The sequence below is a fragment of the Pseudomonas sp. XS1P51 genome, assembly GCF_054897845.1.
This window is the reverse complement of record NZ_CM142707.1, coordinates 4598690-4610149: the sequence shown is the minus strand read 5'-3', so window position 1 is coordinate 4610149 and position 11460 is coordinate 4598690. Positions and strand designations below refer to the sequence as shown.

Sequence of the window (11460 nt, the reverse complement as noted above, 5' to 3'; positions counted from 1 at the left end):
TCGCTCCCACATTAGATCTGTGTCGAGCACAAATTTTGTGTTCATGGCAAATCAAATGTGGGAGCGGGCCTGCTCGCGATGAGGCCAGATCAGTCACCCGAGATTAGGGACAAGTTCTAATGAAATGTCCTACGTGATCTGAAGATTCCATGAACTGTGCCCCGGATGGCCACGATGCTAGCTTGCCTGACATTCTCGGAGGGCAGGTTTTGACTATAAAAATGGCATTGTCGTTGGGGGCTTTATCACTGGCTTTATCGGGTTGCGGGACCGTTTCGACGGTGTTGCAGGATGACGAAGACGCGGCTCGTGGCCTGCGCAAGCAAAAAACCTACTGTCAGTCCATTCCTCGCATTTACAGCGGCCTGGCGTACGACTTCTGCGTATTGAATGCCCCGCCTGATCCCACTGGCTTCCTCGTGCCGTTCGTACTGCTGGACCTGACCCTGTCAGGTGTCTTCGACACCGTTTCCTTGCCCTATACGATTTACCGCCAGGCCACTGACGGAAACCTCAGTATTTACTGGAGAGCAGGCCGTGGATAAGCACTGCCACAGGCTTTCGCCCGGATCATCTTCACGGGGGTAATAACCGCTGGGTCATTCCGGCCATGTTTAAGCTATAATCCCGCCCTTTAGCTGTCTCTCGCCCCTTGCGAGGGCACATTAATTTTTGAGGCGCCTTGCGCCTGCATGCAGACTAAAGAGGCTAGACCCCTGTGGCATTGACGATTCTTGGCCTGTCCGGCGCCCTTAGCCATGATCCTTCCGCAGCTTTGTACATCGACGGCAAGCTGGTCGCGGCGGCTGAAGAAGAGCGCTTTGTGCGCGATAAACATGCAAAGAACCGCATGCCTTACGAATCGGCGAAGTTCTGCCTTGAGCAGGCGGGCATCAAGCCTTCCGACGTTGACGTGGTCGCGATCCCGTTCGCCCCGATCAGCCTGTTCGGCAAGGCTCGCTGGCACTATGCCAAGCGTTACTGGTACGCCCCGGACCGCGCCCTCGACGCGATCCTGATGGGTAACCGTCGCTACAAGCGCTATCGCAACAAGATTGTCTGGTGCCTCGAGCAACTGGGCTTCGATCCGAAGAAAATCAAGATCGAGCCGGTCGAGCATCACCTGGCCCACGCCTCCAGTGCTTACCACTGCTCCGGTTTCAAAGAGAAAACCGCGATCCTCGGGATCGACGGCAAGGGTGAGTACGCCACGACCTTCTTCGGTTATGGCGAGAATGGCAAGATCCACAAGATCAAGGAATTCTTCGATCCGGACTCCCTCGGCGGCCTGTACGGCGCGATCACCGAGTTCCTCGGTTTCGAGATGCTCGACGGTGAGTTCAAGGTCATGGGCATGGCGCCATACGGCGATGCCAGCAAATACGATTTCTCCCGCCTGGCTTCGTTCGAGAACGGCGAGTTGGTGATCAACACCGACTACGCTAACGTCATCGGCCTGCGTCGCTATAAAGAGAAGGGCAAAGGTTTCTACTTCTCGCCGAAGCTGATCGAGTGGCTGGGTCCGAAGCGTGAAGGCGACATCGCCGACGAGCCGTACATCCATTACGCGGCGAGCATGCAAGCGCTGTTCGAAAAAATCTCGTTGCAGATGATCGACTACTACCTGGGCGACGTGCTCAAGGAAACCGGCAAGCTGGCCTTCGCCGGCGGCTGTGCGTTGAACGTCAAGCTCAACCAGAAAATCATTGCCCGCGACGACGTCAAGGAGCTGTTTGTCCAGCCTGCGTCCGGCGATGCCGGCACCGCGGTCGGTGCAGCGGCTTACGTGTCCCACGCGCGTGGCGTGCCGGTCGAGAAGATGGAACACGTCTACCTCGGCCCGTCGTACACCAACGAAGACGTGCTGGCGGCGTGCGCCCGTCACCCGAGCAAGCCGGTATGGCGCAAGCTCGATAACATGCCGGAAAACATCGCCAAAATCATGGTCGATGGCAACCCGGTGGCCTGGTTCCAGGGGCGCATGGAGTTTGGTCCGCGTGCCCTGGGCGGTCGTTCGATCATCGGCTGCCCGAGCGCGACTGGCGTGGCTGACCGCATCAACCACCAGATCAAGTTCCGCGAGCGCTGGAGGCCTTTCTGCCCGTCGATGCTCGACACCGTTGCGCCGCAGATGATCAAGATCGATCACCCGGCGCCGTTCATGACCTTCACCTTCGAAGTGGCGGAAGAGTGGAAGACCCGCGTGCCGGAAGTCGTCCACGAAGACGGCACGTCCCGGGCCCAGGTGCTCAAGCGCGAATACAACCCGCGCTACTACGACATGATGAAGGCGCTGGAAGTACTGACCGGCAACGGTGTGTCGTTGAACACCTCGCTCAACCGCCGTGGCGAACCGATGATCTGCTCGCCGACGGACGCGCTGAACATGTTCTTCGGCTCCGATCTGCAGTACCTGATCATGGAAGACATCCTGGTGGTCAAAGAGGGCGCGGACGCATATGACACGCTCGGCTGAACGTCATGTGCTGCAGTTCTGCCACAGCTATTACGGGCCGTTTCTGGACTGCGCCCGGCAGTACGCCAGCCTGTTCGCGGGGACCGGTTATCGAGTGACCACGGTTTTTCTGACCGGGGTTGCCGATGCTGAAGTCGCCGCCGGCTGCGCTTCTGATGAAGTGCTGTTCATGGAATACAGTTCCGAGGCCGTTCGTGGCCTGAAGTTGGGCGCCATCGGCGATCTGCGCAAGATCGCCGCTTCGCGCAATTTCAGTTTCTGTATTGCTCACCGGTTCAAGCCGATTTACATCGCCTTGCTTGGTACATCGTTGCCGGTGATTGGCGTGCATCACGCCTTTGGCGATTACAAGCGCGGCACGCGCAAATTCTTCGCCCATGTTTTCCGTAAGCGCCTGAGCCTGATCGGTGTCTCCGATGCGGTGCGCGATGAAATGCGCGCTTGCCTGCCGAAGTGGCCGGCCGCACGGATTCAGACACTCTACAACCGCATCAATGTTGAAGATTTGCTGGCCACCCAGGTGTCGGCTCGCGAGGCCCGGGAAACGCTCGGCCTGTCGATGGATGCCTGGATTGTCGGTAACGTCGGACGGTTGCACCCGGACAAGGATCAGGCCACGTTGCTGCGCGGTTTTGCTGCTGCCTTGCCGGGATTACCGGCTAACAGCCAGCTTGTCATTCTGGGAGCCGGTCGGCTGGAGCAGGACCTCAAGGCCCAGGCCCGTGAACTGGGCGTTGGCGACCGCGTGCTGTTCCTTGGTCAAGTGCCCGAGGCGCGTAATTACTTCCGTGCTTTCGATGTGTTTGCCCTGAGTTCCGATCACGAACCATTCGGCATGGTGCTGCTGGAGGCCATGGCCGCCGGTTTGCCGTTGCTCGCTACGGCGTGTGGCGGGGCGAAGGAAGTGGTCGAAGGCGTAGGTATTCTGTTCCCGTTGGGCGATGCCGAGCATTTGGCTCAAGGGCTGCAACACCTGGCCGCGATGGACGAGCAGCAACGTCACCAGTGTGCCGAGCTGATGCTTGACCGCTTGCGTGAGCGCTTCTCCGACCGCGCGGTGCGCGATGCCTTCTGGCGTTTGCCCCACATTACCGAATTGGCGCCGAGGGGTTGATGCTCAACCGATTTCAAGGCTGGCGCGAGCGTGGCTGGGCGGTGGTCGATGCCTCGGTATATGCCGAGGCCTGGCAACGTTACGGCGGCAGCGTCGCGACTCATCCCATGGTGGTCGAGCGACTGGCGCAGTTGGCCGACATCCCGGTGCGTTACCTGGCGTGGGAGCAAAACGGTGAAGTCAAAGCCGCGATCCCGACCTGGGGACGCGACCTTGCATTGTCCAAAGACGTGCTCAAACGCCGTGGTAAAAAGGGCTTGTTCGACCTCGGTAATGCCGAATTCATCCTGCCGGCCGCGGCCGATGCCCAGGCGCCCCTGCGTCATCGCGCACGTTATTTGTCCGCGCTGAATGAAGGCCGCTTCACTGGTATCAAGTTGCAGGCCGAACAACTGGCCATGGCCCGTACGCCCGAAGAACTGTCGAAGAAGTTTCGCTACAACCAGCGCCGCGAACTGCGTTTACTGGAAGAGGCGGGCGGCGTCGTGCGGCCGGTCGCCGAGTTTTCCAGCAACGAACTGGCGGTCATTTACTGCGATCTGTTCCAGCGCCGCTGGGGCTTTCCTGCTACAGGCGCGGAGCGCATGGCTGAGGTCATCGAGTTGCTGCGTGACTTGCTGATCGGTTCGGTGATTTTCCTGAACGATGCACCGATAGCGATTCAATTGGTGTACCGCGTCGAAGCGCCGCAGTGGATCAGTGTCGAGTACATCAACGGTGGCGTCGATCCCGAAACCCGGGAATTCAGCCCCGGTAGCGTGCTGAGTTTTCTGAACACACAAAGCGCCTGGGAGCATGCCCGTGCCCTGGACAAACCCCTGCGTTTTTCCTTCGGTCGCGCCGACCGTGAATACAAGGATCGCTGGTGCAATCCTGTGCCAGTCTTCACCGTATGAGCCCACCCATGAGTCGCAAACAGCAATTGCTCAAGCGTCATCGGCGCAACAAGCGCATCGGCCTGTTGATTGCGCTGGTGCTGTTGATTGCCATCGGCGTGCTGGTGGCCTGGTGGCTGCCGCTGGTGCTGGCGGTCCTGGGCTGGATTGCCCACGAGGCGTGGTTTGCCGACCATCTGTTTTATTCGCCCAAAGACGATTACGAGTACAGCTTCCCGCCGTTTACCCAGCAGCCCAAGGTGCATCTGGAGGGTGAGCGTCTGCGGCTGGATGACGGCGTCATGCTGGTCGATGACGCGACCCTGGTCTTGGCGCTACGGATAAAAAGCACCTGGCTTGGACGCTTTATCGACCCGGCTGTCGAATTGTCGGGGGGCGATAATCCCGACCGGCAAACCTTCGAGCGCGGTGTAAACGGTCTGCGTTACCTCAACCTCAGTGGTCAGGCGCAGGCGCTGTCAAAAGGTCAGTTGCGTCTGCGCGGACGTTTTTGTCGATTGCTCGGTGAGCCCGTGCTCTGGGCGTTCGAGCAACCGGATTATCGACGTCAGCGGGTGATGGTCATCGCTCCCCACGCCGACGACGCCGAACTGGCAGCCTACGGTTTGTACAGTCAGGCCGACGAAGCCTGGATCGTCACCCTCACTGCCGGTGAAATCGAAGCTGAACATTATCAACAGTTGGGTCTGAACAAGGTCGAAGCGGCGCGCCTCAAGGGGCGGCTGCGGGCCTGGGACAGTATCGCCGTGCCACGCTGGGCCGGGGTGCCCGAAGCCCATTGCGTGCAGTTGGGCTATTTCTGCCTGCAACTGGCGGCGATGCAGGCAGCACCGGCCCGGTGGATGGGTTCGCGGGAGGCTGATCTGGAAGACACCCGCGTGTTCCGCCAGTTGAATCCCTTGGCCCTGCCGGGCGACGCCGACGGTGCGCCGACTTGGAACAATCTCTTGGCCGATCTGCGCGAATTGCTGCTGCGGGCGCGCCCTGAAGTCATCGTGTTGCCGCACCCGACTCTCGATCCTCATCCAGACCACATTTGCGCCCAGCAGGCGGTCCTTGAAGCGCTGCGAGGCCTGGAGTGGCAGCCGACCACATTGCTCGGTTATGCCAACCATTTGCACGACAATGATCGCTGGCCAATGGGCGACGCGGGCCATGGCATTGCACTGCCGCCGGCCTTCGATTCGTCTGTGCCGATGCAGCCTTGCTGCCTGCTGATGTCGCCAGAGCTTCAGCGCGATAAAGCCATGGCACTGGGAATGATGCACGACTTGCAACCGCCGATGCCGTTCAAGCGCCGATTGCGGCGGTTGATACAGTGGCTCTTGGCCAGTAGAGTGCTGCCAATCTACGGAGAGAACGAGTTCTTTCGCAAGGCGGTCAGACGCCAAGAGTTGTTCTGGCTTTTGAAGCACGGTGAAACACCTGTGAAGCAGAACTGAAGTAATACGCGGCCTAGCATGGCGGTGTTCCAGCATTTACAGTGAGTTTCCCGTGATCAATCCATGCCCCCGTATTTTGTTTCTCATTCCGTATTTCGGTTGTTGGCCGTTCTGGATGCCGTTTTTTCTCGAGAGCTGCCGTCGCAATCCGGACATCGACTGGCTGCTGTTCAGTGACTGCGGGATTCCCGAGGGGCTACCGGCCAACGTCACCGTCGAGCCGATGATGTTCAGCGATTACTGTGGGCTGGTATCCCAGCGGTTGAATATCGACTTCGCGCCGCAGGCCGCTTACAAGCTCTGTGACATCAAGCCGGCCTTGGGGCATATTCATGCCGACCGCCTGCACGGCTATGACTTCTGGGGATTCGGCGATATTGACCTGGTGTATGGTGACCTGCGAAGTTACTTCACGCCCGATCGGCTCGCCGCCTATGACCTGTTCTCCACGCACGAGCGGCGGGTAGCAGGGCATCTTTGCCTGTTACGCAATAGTGCGCGCAAGCGTGAGTTGTTCATGCAGATGAAGGATTGGCAAACACGGTTTACCGATCAGAAGCATCACGCGCTGGACGAGGGGGCATTCAGCCGAATCTTCCTCTGGCGCAAGAATTTCCCCGAGCCTTTGTTCACGCTGGTGGGCAAGCTCAACCCGTGGCGGCGGCGCAGCGAATTCGCTGAGGCGTTCAGCACGCCGGGTGGCTGCATCAAGTGGCATGACGGCACCGCTGATTTTCCGCGCCACTGGAATTGGCGCGATGGCAATTTGAGCAATGATCGCGATGGCGATCGCCGGTTTCCGTATTTCCATTTCGTCTGCTGGAAACGCAACGAATGGTTACGGTTGCCTCAACCCGATCCAGCCGAGGTCAGGCGCATCGCCGCTGAGCCCGCCTGGGTCATCGATGCGACTGGTTTTCACCGGGGAGAGTTATGAGTCAACGGTCAAAGGTTCTGCAATTGCAGCCTGACTACAATGTCAAAGCCCATGACTTTGCCGACCTGGCGGAGCAGATCGTCAAGGCCCTGCCGCGTGATCGCTATGAAGTGACCGCTGCATTCCTGCGCGGCAAGCCAGGCCCGGGGGAGGCCGTGAGCCGTGCCGACCGTTCGGTGTATTTCGAATTTTCCGACAAGTCTCTCAAGGGTATGCGCCTGCGCGCCATGTGGCGGCTTTATCAGTTCTGCCGCAAAGAGAAATTCGATGTGGTGATCTGCAATCGCTTCAAACCGGTGAACATGATGCTGGCGCTCAACCGATGGTTGAAGGTGCCATTGTGCATTGGCATCTCCCATGGTTTTGGCGAGTACGACCGGTTTTACCGACGCCGCCAGACTCAGCGCCTGATCGATCGTCACTGGCGATTTGTCGGTGTGTCGCCAGCGGTCAAACAGTACCTGCTTGATTGTGATTGCGGCTTCACCGACCAGAATACCTACGCCATTACCAACGCTATCGACATCGAGCAGGCTGAAGGCTTGCAGCACAGTCGCGAGCATGCCCGCGAGCTTTTAGGCATTGACCCGCAGGTGCGATTGATCGGTGCGCTGGGCCGGTTGGTGCCGATCAAGGGGCACACCTATCTGTTGCAGGCGTTTGCTGCGCTCAAGGACAAGTACCCCAATACCCAATTGGCGATCATCGGTGCCGGGCGCGAAGAGTCCAACCTGGCCACCGAGATCGAGCGCCTGGGGCTGAGCGGTCGTGCGCATTTGCTGGGGTTCAAGGAGAACGCCTTGCAGTACGTTCGCGCGTTCGACATCTGGACCATGCCGTCCCTGGCCGAAGGCCTGGGTCTGGCGCTGCTCGAAGGCATGAGTGGCCACCTGCCGGTGATTGCCTCGAACGTGCCCGCCATGTTGCCGCTGATTCAGGGCGCGGGAGGGCTGGCAATTACGCCGGCCGATGTACCGACCCTGGTCGCGGCGCTGGATAATTACCTCAGCCTGTCAGACGATGAGCTCAAGGCCAAGGGTGAACAGGCCTACCGTTATCTCCAGGAACAACACGACATCGAGGTGTTCCGTCAGGAATACCTGAACCTGATCGATTCCGGCTTGAGCAAGGCCCGCAAGGAAATATCATGAGCGACGCACAACCACTCGTCACCGTCATCATCGCGTCGTATAACCACGGTCGCTACATTGAGGAAAGCATTCTCAGTGTCCTCAATCAGACCTATTCGAACATCGAGTTGCTGGTGGTCGATGATGGCTCCAGCGATGACAGCGTCGAGCGGATCAACGCCTTGCAGGCGCAACACGGTTTCGATTTCCGTGTTCAGCAGAATCAAGGGCTGACCAATACCCTCAACGGCGCCATCGCTCGTTCAAAGGGCAGTTTGATCGTACCGTTCGGTTCCGACGACATCATGCTGCCTGAGCGAATCGCCACGCAGGTGGCGTATATGGATGGCAAGCCCGAGGTCGGCATCTGCGCCGGCAATATCGAGTTGATCGACGCCGACGGTAACCTGTACCCGGAGACGCGTCAGCGCCGCGATGTGCCGTTCCGTCGCCTGGACTTCGATGACATGTTCCTGGAGCGCAAGCCCTATCCGCCGGCACCGACCCTGATGATCCGCCGCGAAGCGCTGGATAAGGTCGGCGGGTTCGATCCGAACATTCGTCTGGAAGACCTGCTGATCGAACTGAAGGTGACCCGTGCCGGTTACTTCATCGATGGCCTGAATGTGCTGATGGCGCGCTATCGCAAGCACGCCACCAACTCCTACAAGAATCACCGCTTCATGGTCGATAACATCCTGCGCTCCTACGCGTTGTTCAGCGATCATCCGCTGTACGAGGAGGTGCGCTACAAGTTCCTCAGTTCGATGTTCCTCAAAACTGCCAATCGTGACCGCAAGCTGGCGCGAGAGCTGCTGGCGCAGATTCCGTTCAAGGCGTGGAACAGGAAGACCTGGCGGGGCTTGGGTCGGTTGTATTTCTCACCTTTGGAAAAAGACTGAGCCATGGGCTGGATTCAACGCTATCGGGAAAAACGCGCGAAGCGGGCGATTCGAAAGCTGCCGAAGATCGAGCGGGGGATGGCGCGTTTCAAGCTGCAATACCCGGACTACGCCTTCGGTCGTGGCAGCTATGGATTGCCGCAGGTCCATGACTGGAAGGAAGGCTCGACGCTGAGTATTGGCGCGTATTGCTCGATCGCTGAGGGCGTGCAGATTTTTCTCGGTGGGCACCATCGTGCCGATTGGGTCACCACGTTTCCGTTTCCGGCGATGGTTGCACAGGCCTCGCACATCAGCGGTTATAGCGGCACTCACGGTGATGTGAACATCGGCAACGATGTGTGGCTGTGTTCCAACAGCACGATACTCTCGGGTGTGACCGTAGGGGATGGTGCAATCGTCGCGGCAGGGGCGCTGGTAACTCGCGATGTCGAACCTTACGCCGTGGTCGGTGGCAATCCTGCGCGCTTCCTGCGCTGGCGTTTCCCTGAGGAGCAGCGTTTGCTGCTCCTTCAGAGCGCCTGGTGGAACTGGCCGGAGGCGGAGTTGCACGGTCTGGCCGACAAACTCTGCAGCGATGACATCGACGGCTTCCTTACCTATGCCCGTCAGCGGCAGCCTGAGTGATCGTTCAACGTCGTTGAACGATGCGTGCGCAGGTTTCGGTCATCAGTGAACTCGGGCAGGTTGGCTGGCAGCCAATACTTGCCTGTTCAAGTTATCCACAGCGGATTTCGACGCCATCACGGCGTAGCCTTGCAGCAGCGCCTGGAAATGATCTTCGAACAGCCAGCGGCGATCGACGGTGTAGCGCTGCATATGGCGCAGATTGCGCTGACGCAGGGACAGGCTCAGTGACGACGGGTAGATGCGCATGTCCGCTACGTCGATCAGGCCGAACTCGCCGTCCTCCAGCACCAGCACGTTGCCCAGATGCAGGGAGCGGAAATACACCCCTTGCTCGTGCAGTTGCGCCATGAACTTGCCGAAGCGTTCCACCAGCGCCTTACGCACGTCCGGCGCCGTGATCCCTTGCAGGACCTGGCGCAGGGTGTTGCCCGGCAGAGGCGAGTAGTGCACGGCGCTGCTGCCGTCCTTAAGGCGGTACAGGTCGAGGATATGCGGTGTCGGGATGCCCATGTTGCGCAGGCGCTCGCTGTTGACGGCAAAGCGTTCGGAATAAGGGTTGAAGCTGCCCGAGGTGTACCAGCGACGACGGCGGAACAGCTTGAGGAAGCTGCCATCGACCAGGCGCAGGACTTTCGGCCCCAGACCATCTTCCTCAATCACCTGGGCATTGGCTGTCAACGTTTGCAGGGCAGTCTGCGTCAGTGTCTTGATCGACATGGCCAGCAGGCGCCCGGCGCGCTGGTTAATGCTCAGCGCAGCGATCAGTGCCAGGGGAATCCACAGCAGAAACCAGTGTTCCTTGGGGCGCGAGATGATCCCGCCGCCTTCGGTCAGCCCCGCTCCGATGCCGAATACCAGCCAGGTCGAAGCGATGATGAACAGCGGTTGCAGTCGATGGCGCCAGCTGCTCAGCAGGCCCCAGGCCTGGAAGAACAGCCACGGGATAAAGCCGAAAATACCGACATAGTAGAGAACGCCCAAGGCGAAACTATGGGGTTCTTGCAGCAGGAAACCGAGGCCTGCATCGACGGACAGAGTGGCGTCGTATCCATGGCCGATCCAGGGGTGCTCGGCGATTTTTTGCAGGACTATCTGCCAGATCTCGAAGCGAGAGGAATCGCCTCGCGCGATGATCATTTTCGAGAAAAGCGCAATGACCGCTCCCCCGCCGGCAAGCAGGATGCCCAGCAATACGACGGAACGGCGGTTCCAGCAAATGAAGCTCAACCACAGCGCAGCCAGTGTCAGCGCAACCAGCGGTGTCCTGGAGCCGGTGGCGAGTACCGCTATGAACATGACAGCCATCGCCGGAATACTGAGCCAGAGTATCTGCGGGCGCTTGCAGGTCATGCTCAAACTGAGCCAATAGGCACAGAAAAAACCGAACAAGTGCGAACTCAACAGTGGATTGTCGAAGGCCCCGCCACCCACCAGGCGCATGTCCGGTTCATAGATGCGGGCAAACATGTACAGGTTATAGATCGACGCGATCAACCCGACTAATGCAGCGCTGAACAGCAGGGGCTGGACGATCTCGCTGCGGTAGCGCACCAGCAGGTAGCACCCGGCGAACAGCATCAGCGTGTGAAGCGGTGGCTTGAGCTGGCCGGCGATACTTTCATCACCCGGGCCCCAGCACAGACTCAACAACGCCCAGCCGGCGAACAACAGCATCGCGATAAAGATCGGCTCGCGTAGCAATTCTTTGAGTTCTCGTGGTCGCAGGCAAAGAGCTATCAGCGATGGAATGCTGAACAAGCCGTAGTAAAGCTTGTGATGCAGGCTGCGCTCCGGCAGGAAGAACAGCGCACACAGGAGAAAGAAATAGCCGAGTGGAAGCATCCACAGGCAAATGAAATCGAAGACTCGATTAGACGTATTGGTGAGACCGCTGACTTGCATGCTGAGAGATTCAATCCTGAAGTTGATCGGC

The 11460-nt window shown here is 59.1% G+C and carries 10 protein-coding genes; 9 read left to right on the top strand and 1 reads right to left on the bottom strand.

The annotated features are described in order from the left end of the window. The first annotated feature begins 209 nt into the window (after positions 1 to 209). The 9 genes from ACYZUD_RS21450 to ACYZUD_RS21410 all read left to right on the top strand — a co-directional run bounded on the left by ACYZUD_RS21450 (position 210) and on the right by ACYZUD_RS21410 (position 9524). Positions 210 to 545 (top strand): YceK/YidQ family lipoprotein, encoded by a 336-nt coding sequence (locus tag ACYZUD_RS21450; protein ID WP_462020036.1) that lies wholly within the window; start codon positions 210 to 212, stop codon positions 543 to 545. Between the two features lie 173 nt (positions 546 to 718). Continuing rightward, positions 719 to 2476, top strand: coding sequence for a carbamoyltransferase family protein (locus ACYZUD_RS21445; protein ID WP_462020035.1), 1758 nt, complete (start codon positions 719 to 721; stop codon positions 2474 to 2476). After that, entirely contained in the window at positions 2460 to 3590 is a 1131-nt protein-coding gene (locus ACYZUD_RS21440; RefSeq protein ID WP_462020034.1) for a glycosyltransferase, read from the top strand. Before ACYZUD_RS21445 ends, ACYZUD_RS21440 begins: the two co-directional genes overlap by 17 nt. Next, positions 3590 to 4486: an antimicrobial resistance protein Mig-14 gene (locus tag ACYZUD_RS21435; protein WP_462020033.1), complete on the top strand. Its 897-nt coding sequence runs from the start codon at positions 3590 to 3592 to the stop codon at positions 4484 to 4486. Before ACYZUD_RS21440 ends, ACYZUD_RS21435 begins: the two co-directional genes overlap by 1 nt. 8 nt (positions 4487 to 4494) lie before the next feature. Continuing rightward, entirely contained in the window at positions 4495 to 5928 is a 1434-nt protein-coding gene (locus ACYZUD_RS21430) for a PIG-L deacetylase family protein (protein ID WP_462020032.1), read from the top strand. Between the two features lie 52 nt (positions 5929 to 5980). Continuing rightward, positions 5981 to 6865 carry a DUF6625 family protein gene (locus ACYZUD_RS21425; RefSeq protein ID WP_462020031.1) on the top strand — a complete coding sequence of 295 codons (885 nt, stop codon included), beginning with the start codon at positions 5981 to 5983 and terminating at the stop codon, positions 6863 to 6865. Further along, on the top strand, positions 6862 to 8016 hold the full coding sequence (locus tag ACYZUD_RS21420; RefSeq protein ID WP_462020030.1) for a glycosyltransferase family 4 protein: 1155 nt from the start codon (positions 6862 to 6864) through the stop codon (positions 8014 to 8016). The genes ACYZUD_RS21425 and ACYZUD_RS21420 overlap by 4 nt, the downstream gene beginning before the upstream one ends. Further along, the gene (locus tag ACYZUD_RS21415) at positions 8013 to 8897 is read left to right on the top strand and encodes a glycosyltransferase (RefSeq protein WP_462020029.1); all 885 of its coding nucleotides are present in this window, start codon (positions 8013 to 8015) and stop codon (positions 8895 to 8897) included. Before ACYZUD_RS21420 ends, ACYZUD_RS21415 begins: the two co-directional genes overlap by 4 nt. 3 nt (positions 8898 to 8900) lie before the next feature. Beyond that, entirely contained in the window at positions 8901 to 9524 is a 624-nt protein-coding gene (locus tag ACYZUD_RS21410) for a CatB-related O-acetyltransferase (protein WP_462020028.1), read from the top strand. Between the two features lie 42 nt (positions 9525 to 9566). Here ACYZUD_RS21410 and ACYZUD_RS21405 read toward each other — a convergent pair whose 3' ends face one another. After that, entirely contained in the window at positions 9567 to 11429 is a 1863-nt protein-coding gene (locus tag ACYZUD_RS21405; protein ID WP_462020027.1) for an O-antigen ligase family protein, read from the bottom strand. Between the last annotated feature and the right edge of the window lie 31 nt (positions 11430 to 11460).